A 13,082-nucleotide genomic window follows, 5' to 3' on the forward strand; every position below is an offset into this window, starting at 1 on the left:
TCTCCCCCCTCCTTCCCTCCCCGCCGCTCTTCCGATCTGCGGTGGCGCCCGCGGCGGCGAGGCCCGCGGTGGCGCCGAGGCGCCGAAGCAGCAGCAGAGTTCCGAGCAGCCGGCGCAGACGGCCGACGCTGCTCCGCAGGGTGAGGGGAGCTGAGTAACCCATGCTGATCCCTCGCAAGGTCAAGCACCGCAAGCAGCACCACCCGAAGCGCCGCGGCATGGCCAAGGGCGGCACCAAGGTGACGTTCGGCGAGTACGGCATCCAGGCGGTCGAGGCCGCCTACGTGACGAACCGGCAGATCGAGGCCGCGCGTATCGCGATGACCCGCCACATCAAGCGTGGCGGCAAGGTCTGGATCAACATCTTCCCGGACCGTCCGCTGACCAAGAAGCCGGCGGAGACCCGGATGGGCTCCGGTAAGGGCTCCGTGGAGTGGTGGGTGGCCAACATCAAGCCGGGCCGCGTGCTGTTCGAGATCTCCTACCCGAACGAGCAGGTCGCCCGCGAGGCGCTGACCCGCGCGATCCACAAGCTTCCGATGAAGTGCAAGATCGTTAAGCGAGAGGTGGGTGAGTCCTGATGGCCAAGGGTCTTACCGCCGACGACCTGCGGACCGAGCCCCAGGACGTCCTGGTCACCAAGCTCAAGGAGGCCAAGGAGGAGCTGTTCAACCTCCGCTTCCAGGCCGCGACCGGCCAGCTTGAGAGCCACGGGCGGCTGCGCACCGTCAAGCGCGAGATCGCCCGCATCTACACCGTGATGCAGGAGCGCGAGCTCGGCATCGTCACGGGCGACCAGGACGCCGTGGAGGGCACCGAATGACCGAGCAGACGCAGGCGCGGAGCAGCCGCAAGGTCCTGGAGGGCCTCGTGGTCAGCGACAAGATGGACAAGACCGTGGTCGTGTCCGTCGAGGACCGCGTGAAGCACGCCAAGTACCACAAGGTCATCCGCCGCACGAAGAACTACAAGGCGCACGACGAGGCCAACGAGTGTGGCGTCGGCGACCGCGTCCGTCTCATGGAGACCCGCCCGCTGTCGGCGAGCAAGCGCTGGCGCGTGGTGGAGATCCTGGAGAAGGCCAAGTAGGAGCCGCAAGGCTCTCGCGGGACGCGAGTCCCGCATTGAACACCGATGGTTCCACCAGGCTCCTCGGACGAGGTCCGAGAGAGAACCGGTGTGACGAACAGGAGTTGACGTGATCCAGCAGGAGTCGCGACTCAAGGTCGCCGACAACACGGGTGCGAAGGAGATCCTTTGCATCCGCGTTCTCGGCGGCTCGGGTCGGCGCTACGCGGGAGTCGGCGACATCATCGTCGCGACGGTGAAGGACGCCCTTCCCGGCGCGGGCGTGAAGAAGGGTGACGTCGTCAAGGCGGTCGTCGTGCGCACCCGCAAGGAGCGCCGGCGCCCGGACGGCTCCTACATCCGCTTCGACGAGAACGCCGCCGTGCTGATCAAGGACGGCGGGGACCCGCGCGGCACCCGCATCTTCGGCCCGGTGGGCCGCGAACTGCGCGAGAAGAAGTTCATGCGCATCATCTCGCTCGCGCCGGAGGTGCTGTGATGAAGATCCGCAAGGGCGACGAGGTCGTCGTCATCGCCGGCAAGGACAAGGGCGCCACGGGCAAGGTCCTGCGCGTCCTCCCGCGCGAGGACCGCGTGGTCGTCGAGGGCGTCAACCTCATCACCAAGAACATCAAGGCCGACCAGCAGCGCGCCGGCAAGGAGAGCGGCCGGGTGACGGTCGAGGCGCCGCTGCACGTCAGCAACGTCGCGCTCGCCGAGGACGGCAAGCCGGTCCGGGTCGGTTACCGCATCGACGAGGACGGCACGAAGGTTCGGATCTCGCGCCGCAGCGGTAAGGAGATCTGAGACCGATGACCGAGACCGTCACCGAGCGTCCCGTCCCGCAGCCGAGGCTCAAGCTCCGCTACCGCGAGGAGATCGCGAAGCAGATGCAGGAGCAGTTCGGCTACGCCAACGTCATGCAGATCCCCGGGCTGACCAAGATCGTGGTCAACATGGGCGTCGGCGACGCGGCGAAGGACGCCAAGCTGATCGAGGGCGCGATCCGCGACCTCTCCCAGATCACCGGGCAGAAGCCGGCCGTGAACCGGGCCCGCAAGTCCATCGCGCAGTTCAAGCTGCGCGAGGGCATGCCGATCGGCGCGCACGCCACGCTGCGCGGCGACCGGATGTGGGAGTTCCTCGACCGGCTGCTCGCCACCGCGCTGCCCCGTATCCGCGACTTCCGCGGCCTGTCGCCGAAGCAGTTCGACGGCAACGGCAACTACACCTTCGGGCTGACCGAGCAGGTCATGTTCCACGAGGTCGACCCGGACAAGATCGACCGGACGCGGGGCATGGACATCACGGTCGTGACGACCGCGAAGACCGACGACGAGGGCCGGGCGCTGCTCAAGCTCCTGGGCTTCCCCTTCAAGGAGAACTGAGCAGATGGCGAAGAAGTCGCTGATCGCCAAGGCGGCGCGGAAGCCGAAGTTCGGCGTGCGCGCGTACACTCGTTGCTCGCGCTGCGGGCGTCCGCGTTCGGTCTACCGGAAGTTCGGCCTGTGCCGCGTGTGCTTCCGGGAGATGGCCCACCGCGGCGAGCTGCCGGGCATCACCAAGTCCAGCTGGTAGGAGCCTCCCCCCGGCGACGGGGGGAGCCCGCCGGCGTGTATCAACCACCGGGCACCCGCACGGGTGCCCACGACCACGCCAAAGGTCCACGGGACGACATCACCCCGAGGAAACCGTGGCGAGGGAGGGCCAGCAGGCCATGACGATGACCGACCCGATCGCAGACATGCTGACGCGTCTGCGGAACGCGAATTCGGCGTACCACGACTCGGTGGCGATGCCGTACTCGAAGATCAAGGCGCACATCGCCGAGATCCTCCAGCAGGAGGGCTACATCTCGGGCTGGGCTGTGGAGGACGCCGAGGTCGGCAAGAAGCTCACGATCGAGCTGAAGTTCGGACCGACCCGCGAGCGTTCGATCGCCGGCATCAAGCGCGTCTCGAAGCCGGGTCTGCGCGTGTACGCGAAGAAGGACAACCTGCCGAAGGTGCTGGGCGGGCTGGGCGTCGCGATCATCTCGACGTCCGCCGGCCTGATGACCGACCGGCAGGCGGGCAAGCGCGGCGTGGGCGGCGAAGTCCTCGCCTACGTCTGGTGAGGGGAGGGCTCTAACAATGTCGCGAATCGGACGTCTCCCCATCACCGTGCCCAGCGGCGTCGAGGTGAACCTCGACGGCCGGGAGGTCACCGTCAAGGGGCCGAAGGGCACGCTGTCGCACACGGTCGCCGAGCCGATCGAGGTGTCGATGGAGGACGGCCAGGTCACCGTGACCCGGCCGAACGACATCAACACGGTGCGCGCCCTGCACGGGCTCACCCGCTCGCTGATCAACAACATGGTCGTCGGTGTCACCGAGGGCTACAAGAAGACCCTGGTCATCCAGGGCGTCGGCTACCGTGTGGTGGCCAAGGGCAAGAACCTCGAGTTCTCGCTCGGGTACAGCCACCCGATCACGGTCGAGCCCCCGGAGGGCATCACCTTCACCGTCGAGCGGCCGACCCAGCTGACGGTCGAGGGCATCGACAAGCAGAAGGTCGGCGAGATCGCCGCGAACATCCGCAAGCTGCGCAAGCCCGACCCGTACAAGGGCAAGGGCGTGCGGTACGAGGGTGAGCAGATCCGCCGCAAGGTCGGAAAGGCTGGTAAGTAGTCATGGCAGGCACCAAGGCCCTGGCCGCCAAGGCCACGTCGGCGCGGGCCAAGTCCCGCAAGCGCCGGCACCTGCGGGTCCGCAAGAAGGTCGTGGGCAGCGCCGCGCGGCCTCGCCTGGTCGTGACCCGCTCCACCAGGCACGTGTTCGTCCAGGTCATCGACGACAGCAAGGGCCACACGCTGGCCTACGCCTCGACGATGGAGGCGGACCTGCGCGCCGACTCCGGCGACAAGACGGCCAAGTCCCGCAAGGTCGGCGAGCTCGTCGCCCGGCGGGCCAAGGAGGCCGGGGTCTCCGCGGTCGTGTTCGACCGCGGCGGCAACAAGTACCACGGCCGCATCGCCGCTGTCGCGGACGGTGCGCGCGAGGGGGGCCTGGAGCTCTGATGGCCCTGAACGAGGCAAACGAGAGGAACCACTGATGGCAGCGCAGAGGCGTGGTGGCGGTCAGGGTGGCGACCGTCGCGACGGCCGCCGCGACGACCGCCGCGGTGGCGCCGACAAGGGCCAGTCGTACATCGAGAAGGTCGTGGCGATCAACCGTGTCGCCAAGGTCGTCAAGGGCGGTCGCCGGTTCAGCTTCACCGCCCTGGTGATCGTCGGTGACGGCAACGGCACCGTCGGCGTCGGCTACGGCAAGGCCAAGGAGGTGCCCGCGGCGATCGCCAAGGGCGTCGAGGAGGCCAAGAAGCACTTCTTCAAGGTGCCGCGGATCCAGGGCACCATCCCGCACCTGGTCCAGGAGCGGGACGCGGCGGGCGAGGTCCTGCTGCGCCCGGCCGCCCCCGGTACCGGCGTCATCGCCGGTGGCCCGGTGCGCGCGGTCCTGGAGTGCGCGGGCATCCACGACGTGCTGAGCAAGTCGCTGGGCAGCGACAACGCCATCAACATCGTGCACGCCACGATCGCGGGGCTGAAGGCGCTGAAGCGTCCGGAGGAGATCGCGGCCAAGCGCGGCCTGCCGATCGAGGACGTCGCCCCGGCGGCCATGCTGCGGGCCCGCGCGGCGGGCAGCGAGCCGAGGGCGGAGGCCGCGACCTCATGAGCAACCTGAAGATCACGCAGACCAAGTCCGTGATCAGTGAGAAGCAGAACCAGCGTGACACGCTGCGCACCCTCGGCCTGAAGAAGATCGGGCAGAGCGTCGTCCGCGAGGACCGCCCCGAGGTGCTCGGCATGATCCGGACGGTGGCCCACCTGGTCACCGTCGAGGAGGTCGACTGACATGGCCGCCGATCTGGAGAAGGACGGCACGCCGCTCAAGATCCACGACCTGCGTCCGGCCCCCGGCGCCAACAAGGCCAAGATCCGCAAGGGTCGCGGCGAGGCGTCCAAGGGCAAGACGGCGGGCCGCGGTACCAAGGGCACCAAGGCCCGCAGCACGGTACCGGTCGGGTTCGAGGGCGGGCAGATGCCGCTGATCCGCCGGGTGCCGAAGCTGAAGGGCTTCAAGAACCCGAACCGGGTCGAATTCCAGGTGGTGAACCTGGACAAGCTCGCCGCGCTCTACCCCGAGGGCGGCGAGGTGACCGCCGAGGACCTGGCGGCCAAGGGCGCGGTGCGCCGCGGCCGGCCGGTGAAGATCCTCGGCACCGGCGAGATCTCCGTGGCGGTCCAGGTGAAGGCGCACGCCTTCTCCGGCGCCGCCAAGGAGAAGATCGCCGCCGCCGGCGGGACCGCCGACGAGCTGTAGGGCGACACCTTCGATGCCGGGGCCGTCTTCGCCTTGCGCCGCGGGCCGTGGGGCCCGCGGGGCGGGCGGGGCGGCCCCGGTCTCATCTGCTGTTAGAGTCACACCGGCGGGAGCGACGCGCGTGAGATTCCCCACGATCTTCGTCCCCGCCGGACCTCATGGACCTGTAACCGGCCCCTCGGCGGCCATGATCTCGCCAGTCGCGCAGGAGGAATGGTGCTGACCGCGTTCACTCGGGCTTTCCGTACGCCCGACCTGCGTAAGAAGCTGTTGTTCACGTTGTTCATGATCCTGGTGTTCCGGATCGGGGCGACCCTTCCGACGCCCAACGTCAACGTGAGCGTGCTGAAGTCGACCGCGGACGCGGCGAAGAAGAGCAACCAGCTCTACGGGCTCGTCGACCTGTTCAGCGGCGGCGCGCTGCTGAAGCTGTCGGTGTTCGCGCTGGGCATCATGCCGTACATCACGGCGAGCATCATCCTGCAGCTGCTGACGGTGGTGATCCCGCGGCTGGAGGCCCTCAAGAAGGAGGGCCAGGCCGGCACCACGAAGATCACGCAGTACACCCGGTACCTGACGATCGGGCTGGGCATCCTGCAGGCGACCGGCATCGTGGCGATGGCGAGCACCGGGCAGCTGTTCCAGGGGCAGTCGGGCAGCGACAACATCCTCTACGACACCGGCGTGTTCCCGATCATCACCATGGTGATCTGCATGGTGGCGGGCACCTCGGTGATCATGTGGCTGGGCGAGCTGATGACCGACCGCGGCGTCGGCAACGGCATGTCGATCCTGATCTTCACGCAGGTGGTGGCGGTCTTCCCGTCCCAGTTCTGGAGCATCTACAAGGCCAAGAACGGGTTCGTCTTCGCGCTGGTGATCATCGTCGGCCTGGCGATCATGGCGGGCGTGGTCTTCGTCGAGCAGGCGCAGCGCCGGATCCCGGTGCAGTACGCCAAGCGGATGGTGGGCCGGCGGATGTACGGCGGCACGTCCACCTACATCCCGCTGAAGGTCAACCAGGCGGGCATCATCCCGGTGATCTTCGCCTCATCGCTGCTGTACCTGCCGGTGCTCGCGACGCAGCTGTGGCCGAACACGAAGTGGCTGCAGAAGGTCCAGCCCTACCTGCAGCAGGACAACCCCTGGCACATGGGGATCTTCTTCGTCTTCATCATCTTCTTCACGTACTTCTATGTGGCGATCACCTTCAACCCCACTGAAGTGGCCGACAACATGAAGAAGTATGGTGGATTCATCCCAGGTATCCGTCCTGGCCGGCCGACCGCCGAGTACCTCGACTACGTGCTGACCCGGATCACCACACCCGGTGCGCTTTACCTGGGGCTCGTCGCCCTGATCCCCATGGTGGCGTTCGCACTCCTGAACGCGACCCAGAACTTCCCCTTCGGCGGCACGAGCATCCTCATCGTCGTCGGCGTCGGACTGGATACCGTGAAGCAGATCGAGAGTCAGCTACAGCAGCGCAACTACGAGGGCTTCCTCCGGTAGTGCGTATCGTGCTGGTGGGCCCCCCGGGAGCGGGCAAGGGGACGCAGGCCCAGTTCATCGCATCTCATCTGTCCATCCCGAAGATCTCGACAGGTGACATCTTCCGCGCCAACGTGAGCGGCGGCACCGAGCTCGGCCGGCAGGCCAAGGAGTACATGGACCGCGGCGACCTCGTCCCCGACGAGGTGACCATCGCGATGGTCCGCGACCGGCTCGGCGAGGACGACGCGCGCGACGGGTTCCTGCTCGACGGGTTCCCGCGCAACGTCCCGCAGGCGGAGACGCTGAAGAAGATCCTCGCCGAGTGGGACACCCGCCTGGACATCGTCCTGGAACTGGTCGTCGACGAGGACGAGGTCGTCCGGCGGCTGTCGGGCCGGCGCACCTGCGACAAGTGCGGCCGGATCTGGCACGTCGACTTCGACGACAAGCAGGACGACATCTGCGACGACTGCGGCGGCCGGCTCTTCCAGCGCGACGACGACAAGGAAGAGGTCGTCATGCACCGGCTGGAGGTGTACCGGCACGACACCGCGCCGCTGGTGCAGTTCTACGCGGACGAGAGCATCCTGGTCGGCATCGACGCGACCGGCCCGGTCGAGGAGGTCACCAAGCGCGCTCTCACCGCGCTGCGGCCACTGGAGAACTGAGGCAAGGCCGCGGGCCGCGCAGGCGGCCCGCGCCCGTTCGCCGGCACCGCGTGAGGCGGGACGAGCGATTCGACGCCGGGACCGCCCGAGGCGGTCCCGGCGACGTCTTTGAGGGGGAGAGATGTTCAAACGGCGCAGGCCCGCCATCCAGATGAAGACGCCCGAGCAGATCGAGGCGATGCGCGCGGCGGGGCTGCTCGTCGGCCGCACCCTCGAGGTGCTGCGCGGGGCGGTCAAGGCGGGGATCAGCACCAAGGACCTCGACGTGATCGCCGAGGAGCACATCCGCGACCACGGCGGCGTGCCGTCGTTCCTCGGCTACCACGGCTTCACCGGGACGATCTGCGCGTCGATCAACGAGGAGATCGTGCACGGCATCCCGCGGCCGGACAAGATCCTGCGGGACGGCGACGTCATCTCCCTCGACTGCGGCGCGATCGTGGACGGCTGGCACGGCGACGCGGCGATCACCGTCCCGGTGGGCGAGGTCGCCGACGGGCTGCGGCGGCTGCTGGAGGTCACCGAGACGTCCCTGTGGCACGGCCTGGCGGCCGGGAAGGCCGGGGCGCGCCTCACGGACATGTCGCACGCGATCGAGTCTTACATCCGCTCTCAGGGCCCCTACGGCATCGTCGAGGGCTACGGCGGGCACGGCATCGGCACCGAGATGCACATGGACCCGCTGATCCCGAACCACGGCGCGCCCGGGCACGGCCCGGAGCTGGAGGTCGGGATGTGCTTCGCGGTCGAGCCGATGGTCAACCTCGGCACCAAGGAGACCCTGGAGCTCGAGGACGGCTGGACCGTGATCACCACCGACGGCCGGTCGTCCGCGCACTTCGAGCACACCTTCGCCGTCACCCCTGACGGCCCGCGCGTCCTCACGGCACTTGACGAAGGCCGGGAGGGGTTCGCCAAGCTGGAAGTAGGCTGAGCTGTAGACGGGCCGTGTCGTGAAGAGCGGGAGGGCATCGATGGCGCCGAACCCTGACATCCGGGCCTCGGACGCCGACCGCGACCGGGTGGCGGCGAGCCTGCGGGAGCACTGCGCCGAGGGCCGCATCACGATGGACGAGATGCAGGAGCGTCTGGAGTCCACGTACGCGGCCAAGACCTTCGGCGACCTCCAGGAGATCACCTCCGACCTGCCGGAGGAGGACCTGTTCCAGCACCCGATCCCGGCGTCGCGCCCCAACAGCACCGCGAGCCCGGCCGTCAAGCGCTCGGGCGGCGACCTGTACCGGCAGGGCGGCCGCGCCGTCTGGGCGACCTGGGCGACCGTCAGCGCGATCAACTTCGTGGTGTGGCTGGCGCTCGCGGTCACCGGCAACGTCGTCTACCCGTGGTGGATCTGGGTGGCGGGGCCGTGGGGCGCCGTGCTGCTGATGGGCACGGTCTTCGGCCCGAAGCGCCGCCCCTGAGCCCTGCGGGCGGCTACTCCACGTCCATCAGCGGGCGGTAGTTCCCCGTCGGGACGAAGTGCGTCGTCGCCGCGCCCTCCCCGGACACCAGATGCACCGCGAACCCCGCGGGCTCCCCGGTCACCGCGGCCCGCCCCGGGTGCGTCAGGTCCAGGAACAGCTGCCGGTAGGTGCTCGGGCACGTCGTGCTGACCGTCCCCGCCAGCGACCCCACCGACCCGCGGTGCACGTGCCCCGAGATGATCCGCACCACCTGCGGATGCCGGGCGATCACCTGCCCGAACCCCGCCGGGTCCACGAACCGCATGTCGTCGATGAACCTGATCCCGATCGGGAACGGCGGATGGTGCGTCGCGACGACCGTCGGCGCCTCCGGCGCGGCCGCGAGCGTCTTGTCCAGCCAGGCGAGCCGCTCCTCGCTCATGTGCCCGTGCGGATGCCCGTCCACCGTCGTGTCGCAGCACACGAGCCGCACGCCCGCCACGTCCACCGCGTACTGGACGGGCGCCTGCGGCGAGATCCCGGTGGCGACCACCGCCGGATGGTCCGCGAACGCGGTGCGCAGCGCGTCGCGGTCGTCATGGTTGCCGGGCATCGGGTACACCGCCATCGGCAGCGGCGACAGCAGCGCGTGCAGCCGGGCGTACTCCTCGGGCAGGCCCCCGTCGGCGAGGTCGCCGGTCAGCACCACCGCGTCGGGCCGCGCCGGCAGCGCCAGCAGGCTCGACACCGCCGCGCGCAGGGCCCGCACCGGGCCCGACCCGTCGTCCACCTCGCCGTCACGTCCGGCGGCCAGGTGGATGTCGCTCAGCTGCGCGATGATCGCCATTGATCCTCCCCTCGCCGGAGCACGTCCCAGCACATCACGGCCCCGCGTCCGGGGCGCCCCCGGCCCCGGGCCGCTGACGATCTTCGCGTCCCCGCGCCTCCCTGTCGAACCGGCGCCGCCGCGCCGCGGCCCGCCCTGTGGGCAACGCCCCGGGAGTGCCGTTCGTGCCGTCCCGGGTCAGGCGACGTGCGGGATGACCAGGGAGAGGGCCGAGGTGACGTCCTCCGGGGCGGGCGCCACGTCGGGGACGACGTCGCGCAGGGCCAGCCAGCCGTTGATCGCCTGCACGGTCGGCTTGGCCTCGACGAGCTGCGGGTCGTCGACGCCGTACCAGGCGGCGACCTTCGACCAGCGCCACAGCCGGTGGCCCGCCGTGGAGATCTCGGACGCGGGGAACCCGGTGGCGCCGCGGGCGCCGGTGATCGCGTGCCGGACCGAGTCCGCGGACCTGCCGACGCGGTCGGCGATGTCGCGGATCGTCAGCAGCGGGTCGGCCTCCACCTGCAGCACGTGCAGGCCCTCGGCGCTGGCCTCGACGTGCTCGACCACCTCCATGATCGCGGCGGCGAGGGTCGCGCCCTGCCAGGCGCAGGAGGCGTTGCCCGGGCGGTCGGCGTGCTGCGGCTCGCTGATGATGGACACGGTGACGGCCCCGTGCGTCCGGTCGAACAGCGGGTCCAGCTCGTCCTCGTACAGGGGACGGCTCAGGATCAGCGCGAAGTCATAGCTCGGCATGCTGACCCTCCTCCGACGTATCTCTCCTGAAAGGTACAACGCGCGAGCGGGGTATGCTTGACTCGGAAGCAGTCTCCGGACCCATATCATGCGTTGATTTCGCATTGGGCGGTTCGGTGACGTAGACTGCTGTGCCGGTCCGTTCTCGGCCGCCTGTTCCCCTTGTTCTCGATGCGTCCGCGTCGTGGCTCGGGCGCGGCCGTGCCCCTAGCAGGGTCGACGGGCCGGGTCCAATGAGCCGATCAGCGAAGCGCGGAGGACATGCCCAAGAAAGAAGGGGCCATCGAGATCGAGGGCACCGTCATCGAGTCCCTCCCGAACGCCATGTTCCGGGTGGAGCTCGACAACGGGCACAAGGTGCTCGCCCACATCAGCGGCAAGATGCGGATGCACTACATCCGGATCCTGCCGGACGACCGCGTCGTTGTGGAGCTGAGCCCCTACGACCTCACGCGCGGTCGGATCGTCTACCGCTACAAGTAATCCCACTGGGGTTGCCTTCCCCGTGCGTGGCGGCGCGGGGGTGACCCTTATCTCTAGGAGACCCAGTGAAGGTCAAGCCGAGCGTCAAGAAGATCTGCAACAAGTGCCGCGTCATCCGCCGGCACGGCCGGGTCATGGTGATCTGCTCCGACCCGCGCCACAAGCAGCGTCAGGGCTGACCGGCACCCGCCGGAACGCTCACAACAGCAAGCGCATCGCAGCCTTCGCACAGGTCGCCGTACGGTCCGCCGCCCCCTGGTCGGAATCCGAGGCTTCCTCCCCGGACTCTCGTGTCCTCCGGGGAGCGACCCCCGGACCCCCGACACCCCAGGGGACCGGGTCGTACGGCACCACTGTGTGAAGGGAGACCCTCGGACGACGGAGGCCGAGGCCGCCACCCGGGCAGGGTGTGTGCGGGCGCGGTGCGTCCATACCTCCGCGAAATGAAGGGAACTGCCCAAGATGGCACGCCTCCTCGGCGTCGACCTCCCGCGCGAAAAGCGCCTCGAGGTCGCTCTGACCTACATCTTCGGCATCGGCCGGACCCGGGCCCTGGCGACCCTGGAGGGCACCGGCATCAGCGGTGACCTGCGGGTGCACCAGCTCGGCGACGACGAGCTGGTCAAGCTCCGCGACTGGATCGAGCAGAACTACAAGATCGAGGGCGATCTTCGCCGCGAGATCCAGGCGGACATCCGCCGCAAGATCGAGATCGGGTGCTACCAGGGCATCCGGCACCGTCGCGGCCTGCCCGTCCACGGCCAGCGCACGCAGACCAACGCGCGCACCCGCAAGGGCAAGAAGAAGACCGTGGCCGGCAAGAAGAAGGCCGGCAAGAAGTAGTCCGGAGTCGGTCCTCCGGATCGATGACCTCGAGAGTAGAGAGAGCAGATGCCTCCTAAGAGCCGTGTCGGCGCCAAGAAGGTGCGCCGCAAGGAGAAGAAGAACGTCGCTCACGGGCACGCCCACATCAAGAGCACGTTCAACAACACGATCGTCTCGATCACCGACCCCAACGGCAACGTGATCTCCTGGGCCTCCTCGGGCCACGTGGGCTTCAAGGGCTCGCGCAAGTCGACCCCGTTCGCCGCGCAGCAGGCCGCCGAGGCCGCCGCCCGGCGCGCGATGGAGCACGGCATGCGCAAGGTCGACGTCTTCGTCAAGGGCCCCGGCTCCGGTCGCGAGACCGCGATCCGCTCGCTCCAGGCCACCGGCCTGGAGGTGGGCTCCATCCAGGACGTCACGCCCGTTCCGCACAACGGCTGCCGGCCGCCCAAGCGCCGCCGCGTCTGAGGCCGTAGGGGAGATCACAGAAAATGGCTCGTTACACCGGTGCGGACTGCAAGCTCTGCCGCCGCGAGAAGATGAAGCTGTTCCTCAAGGGCAGCAAGTGCGAGGGCCCGAAGTGCCCGATCGAGATCCGTCCCTACCCGCCGGGTGAGCACGGGCGCGGTCGGCCGAAGGAGACCGAGTACCTGCTGCAGCTGCGCGAGAAGCAGAAGGCCAAGCGCATCTACGGCGTGCTTGAGCGGCAGTTCAGCAACTACTACGTCGAGGCGAACCGCCAGGGCGGCAAGACGGGTGAGAACCTGCTGCGCCTGCTCGAGCGCCGGCTCGACAACGTGGTCTACCGCGCGGGCTTCGCCAAGTCCCGCGACATGGCCCGCCAGCTCATTCGCCACGGCCACATCCGGGTCAACGGCCGGAAGGTCAACATCCCGTCCTTCCTGGTCAGCGAGGCCGACATCGTCGACGTCAAGGGCAAGTCGCTCGAGATGACGCCGTTCCAGGTCGCCAAGGCCGAGGTCGGCGAGCGCCAGGTTCCGGCGTGGCTCGGGATCGACGGCGAGAAGATGCGGATCCTCGTGCACGCGCTGCCCGTGCGGCAGCAGATCGACGCTCCCGTCCAGGAGCAGCTGATCGTCGAGCTCTACTCCAAGTAGCGGCTCGTCACGCAGTACACCTCGTTCCACCGGGATGCCGCGCTCCGCGTGGCATCCTGGTGGGACGGGGAACATTC

24 protein-coding genes are annotated in these 13,082 nt (G+C 68.8%); 22 read left to right on the plus strand and 2 right to left on the minus strand.

What is annotated here, in order from left to right:
• Positions 1-161: 161 nt before the first annotated feature.
• The 17 genes from rplP to J4709_RS51600 all read left to right on the plus strand — a co-directional run bounded on the left by rplP (position 162) and on the right by J4709_RS51600 (position 9,015).
• Positions 162-581, plus strand: a complete 420-nt coding sequence (gene rplP, locus J4709_RS51520; protein WP_173098571.1) for a 50S ribosomal protein L16 — start codon at positions 162-164, stop codon at positions 579-581.
• Positions 581-823 (plus strand): 50S ribosomal protein L29, encoded by a 243-nt coding sequence (gene rpmC, locus J4709_RS51525; protein ID WP_173098572.1) that lies wholly within the window; start codon positions 581-583, stop codon positions 821-823. The genes rplP and rpmC overlap by 1 nt, the downstream gene beginning before the upstream one ends.
• Complete coding sequence (gene rpsQ, locus J4709_RS51530) at positions 820-1,089, plus strand: 30S ribosomal protein S17 (protein WP_151545533.1); 270 nt, start codon at positions 820-822, stop codon at positions 1,087-1,089. The genes rpmC and rpsQ overlap by 4 nt, the downstream gene beginning before the upstream one ends.
• Before the next feature lie 109 nt (positions 1,090-1,198).
• Entirely contained in the window at positions 1,199-1,567 is a 369-nt protein-coding gene (gene rplN / locus J4709_RS51535; RefSeq protein WP_021596728.1) for a 50S ribosomal protein L14, read from the plus strand.
• Positions 1,567-1,875, plus strand: a complete 309-nt coding sequence (rplX, locus tag J4709_RS51540; protein WP_173098573.1) for a 50S ribosomal protein L24 — start codon at positions 1,567-1,569, stop codon at positions 1,873-1,875. Before rplN ends, rplX begins: the two co-directional genes overlap by 1 nt.
• A gap of 5 nt (positions 1,876-1,880) precedes the next feature.
• Entirely contained in the window at positions 1,881-2,456 is a 576-nt protein-coding gene (gene rplE, locus J4709_RS51545) for a 50S ribosomal protein L5 (RefSeq protein ID WP_151545531.1), read from the plus strand.
• Positions 2,457-2,460: 4 nt separating this feature from the next.
• Positions 2,461-2,646 (plus strand): type Z 30S ribosomal protein S14, encoded by a 186-nt coding sequence (locus J4709_RS51550; protein WP_018657585.1) that lies wholly within the window; start codon positions 2,461-2,463, stop codon positions 2,644-2,646.
• Between the two features lie 139 nt (positions 2,647-2,785).
• Positions 2,786-3,184, plus strand: a complete 399-nt coding sequence (rpsH, locus tag J4709_RS51555) for a 30S ribosomal protein S8 (RefSeq protein WP_208252903.1) — start codon at positions 2,786-2,788, stop codon at positions 3,182-3,184.
• Between the two features lie 16 nt (positions 3,185-3,200).
• The gene (gene rplF, locus J4709_RS51560; RefSeq protein ID WP_208252868.1) at positions 3,201-3,737 is read left to right on the plus strand and encodes a 50S ribosomal protein L6; all 537 of its coding nucleotides are present in this window, start codon (positions 3,201-3,203) and stop codon (positions 3,735-3,737) included.
• Positions 3,738-3,739: 2 nt separating this feature from the next.
• Entirely contained in the window at positions 3,740-4,126 is a 387-nt protein-coding gene (gene rplR, locus J4709_RS51565; RefSeq protein WP_173098575.1) for a 50S ribosomal protein L18, read from the plus strand.
• A 34-nt stretch (positions 4,127-4,160) separates the two neighbouring features.
• Positions 4,161-4,784: a 30S ribosomal protein S5 gene (gene rpsE, locus J4709_RS51570; protein ID WP_372442255.1), complete on the plus strand. Its 624-nt coding sequence runs from the start codon at positions 4,161-4,163 to the stop codon at positions 4,782-4,784.
• On the plus strand, positions 4,781-4,963 hold the full coding sequence (gene rpmD, locus J4709_RS51575; protein WP_021596720.1) for a 50S ribosomal protein L30: 183 nt from the start codon (positions 4,781-4,783) through the stop codon (positions 4,961-4,963). Before rpsE ends, rpmD begins: the two co-directional genes overlap by 4 nt.
• 1 nt (position 4,964) lies before the next feature.
• Entirely contained in the window at positions 4,965-5,432 is a 468-nt protein-coding gene (gene rplO, locus J4709_RS51580) for a 50S ribosomal protein L15 (protein WP_208252869.1), read from the plus strand.
• A gap of 216 nt (positions 5,433-5,648) precedes the next feature.
• A complete protein-coding gene (secY, locus tag J4709_RS51585; RefSeq protein WP_173101564.1) occupies positions 5,649-6,944 on the plus strand; it encodes a preprotein translocase subunit SecY in 1,296 nt (431 codons plus the stop codon).
• A complete protein-coding gene (locus tag J4709_RS51590; RefSeq protein WP_208252870.1) occupies positions 6,944-7,594 on the plus strand; it encodes an adenylate kinase in 651 nt (216 codons plus the stop codon). Before secY ends, J4709_RS51590 begins: the two co-directional genes overlap by 1 nt.
• Positions 7,595-7,715: 121 nt before the next feature.
• Positions 7,716-8,528, plus strand: coding sequence for a type I methionyl aminopeptidase (gene map, locus J4709_RS51595; protein ID WP_208252871.1), 813 nt, complete (start codon positions 7,716-7,718; stop codon positions 8,526-8,528).
• Between the two features lie 40 nt (positions 8,529-8,568).
• A complete protein-coding gene (locus J4709_RS51600; protein WP_208252872.1) occupies positions 8,569-9,015 on the plus strand; it encodes a DUF1707 SHOCT-like domain-containing protein in 447 nt (148 codons plus the stop codon).
• A 13-nt stretch (positions 9,016-9,028) separates the two neighbouring features.
• Here J4709_RS51600 and J4709_RS51605 read toward each other — a convergent pair whose 3' ends face one another.
• Positions 9,029-9,844 carry a phosphodiesterase gene (locus tag J4709_RS51605; RefSeq protein ID WP_208252873.1) on the minus strand — a complete coding sequence of 272 codons (816 nt, stop codon included), beginning with the start codon at positions 9,842-9,844 and terminating at the stop codon, positions 9,029-9,031.
• Positions 9,845-10,021: 177 nt separating this feature from the next.
• Positions 10,022-10,579, minus strand: coding sequence for a hypothetical protein (locus J4709_RS51610; RefSeq protein WP_190862644.1), 558 nt, complete (start codon positions 10,577-10,579; stop codon positions 10,022-10,024).
• Positions 10,580-10,840: 261 nt separating this feature from the next.
• Between J4709_RS51610 and infA the strand changes: the two genes are divergently transcribed.
• The 5 genes from infA (at position 10,841) to rpsD (ending at position 13,005) form a co-directional block, all read left to right on the plus strand.
• Positions 10,841-11,062 (plus strand): translation initiation factor IF-1, encoded by a 222-nt coding sequence (gene infA, locus J4709_RS51615; RefSeq protein ID WP_018657567.1) that lies wholly within the window; start codon positions 10,841-10,843, stop codon positions 11,060-11,062.
• A 65-nt stretch (positions 11,063-11,127) separates the two neighbouring features.
• Positions 11,128-11,241 (plus strand): 50S ribosomal protein L36, encoded by a 114-nt coding sequence (gene rpmJ, locus J4709_RS51620; RefSeq protein ID WP_021596712.1) that lies wholly within the window; start codon positions 11,128-11,130, stop codon positions 11,239-11,241.
• Positions 11,242-11,524: 283 nt separating this feature from the next.
• Entirely contained in the window at positions 11,525-11,905 is a 381-nt protein-coding gene (gene rpsM, locus J4709_RS51625; protein ID WP_173098583.1) for a 30S ribosomal protein S13, read from the plus strand.
• A gap of 48 nt (positions 11,906-11,953) precedes the next feature.
• On the plus strand, positions 11,954-12,355 hold the full coding sequence (rpsK, locus tag J4709_RS51630; protein WP_021596710.1) for a 30S ribosomal protein S11: 402 nt from the start codon (positions 11,954-11,956) through the stop codon (positions 12,353-12,355).
• A gap of 23 nt (positions 12,356-12,378) precedes the next feature.
• The gene (gene rpsD, locus J4709_RS51635; protein WP_208252874.1) at positions 12,379-13,005 is read left to right on the plus strand and encodes a 30S ribosomal protein S4; all 627 of its coding nucleotides are present in this window, start codon (positions 12,379-12,381) and stop codon (positions 13,003-13,005) included.
• The last annotated feature ends 77 nt before the right edge of the window (positions 13,006-13,082 follow it).

The sequence above is a fragment of the Actinomadura violacea genome, assembly GCF_017573465.1.
GTDB classification, from domain to species: domain Bacteria; phylum Actinomycetota; class Actinomycetes; order Streptosporangiales; family Streptosporangiaceae; genus Spirillospora; species Spirillospora violacea.

Coding starts and splice junctions, on each gene's coding strand:
- rplP (WP_173098571.1), top strand. CDS start 162: ATGCTGATCCCTCGCAAGGTCAAGCACCGCAAGCAGCACCACCCGAAG.
- rpmC (WP_173098572.1), top strand. CDS start 581: ATGGCCAAGGGTCTTACCGCCGACGACCTGCGGACCGAGCCCCAGGAC.
- rpsQ (WP_151545533.1), top strand. CDS start 820: ATGACCGAGCAGACGCAGGCGCGGAGCAGCCGCAAGGTCCTGGAGGGC.
- rplX (WP_173098573.1), top strand. CDS start 1,567: ATGAAGATCCGCAAGGGCGACGAGGTCGTCGTCATCGCCGGCAAGGAC.
- rplE (WP_151545531.1), top strand. CDS start 1,881: ATGACCGAGACCGTCACCGAGCGTCCCGTCCCGCAGCCGAGGCTCAAG.
- J4709_RS51550 (WP_018657585.1), top strand. CDS start 2,461: ATGGCGAAGAAGTCGCTGATCGCCAAGGCGGCGCGGAAGCCGAAGTTC.
- rpsH (WP_208252903.1), top strand. CDS start 2,786: ATGACGATGACCGACCCGATCGCAGACATGCTGACGCGTCTGCGGAAC.
- rplF (WP_208252868.1), top strand. CDS start 3,201: ATGTCGCGAATCGGACGTCTCCCCATCACCGTGCCCAGCGGCGTCGAG.
- rplR (WP_173098575.1), top strand. CDS start 3,740: ATGGCAGGCACCAAGGCCCTGGCCGCCAAGGCCACGTCGGCGCGGGCC.
- rpsE (WP_372442255.1), top strand. CDS start 4,161: ATGGCAGCGCAGAGGCGTGGTGGCGGTCAGGGTGGCGACCGTCGCGAC.
- rpmD (WP_021596720.1), top strand. CDS start 4,781: ATGAGCAACCTGAAGATCACGCAGACCAAGTCCGTGATCAGTGAGAAG.
- rplO (WP_208252869.1), top strand. CDS start 4,965: ATGGCCGCCGATCTGGAGAAGGACGGCACGCCGCTCAAGATCCACGAC.
- map (WP_208252871.1), top strand. CDS start 7,716: ATGTTCAAACGGCGCAGGCCCGCCATCCAGATGAAGACGCCCGAGCAG.
- J4709_RS51600 (WP_208252872.1), top strand. CDS start 8,569: ATGGCGCCGAACCCTGACATCCGGGCCTCGGACGCCGACCGCGACCGG.
- J4709_RS51605 (WP_208252873.1), bottom strand. CDS start 9,844: ATGGCGATCATCGCGCAGCTGAGCGACATCCACCTGGCCGCCGGACGT.
- J4709_RS51610 (WP_190862644.1), bottom strand. CDS start 10,579: ATGCCGAGCTATGACTTCGCGCTGATCCTGAGCCGTCCCCTGTACGAG.
- infA (WP_018657567.1), top strand. CDS start 10,841: ATGCCCAAGAAAGAAGGGGCCATCGAGATCGAGGGCACCGTCATCGAG.
- rpsM (WP_173098583.1), top strand. CDS start 11,525: ATGGCACGCCTCCTCGGCGTCGACCTCCCGCGCGAAAAGCGCCTCGAG.
- rpsK (WP_021596710.1), top strand. CDS start 11,954: ATGCCTCCTAAGAGCCGTGTCGGCGCCAAGAAGGTGCGCCGCAAGGAG.
- rpsD (WP_208252874.1), top strand. CDS start 12,379: ATGGCTCGTTACACCGGTGCGGACTGCAAGCTCTGCCGCCGCGAGAAG.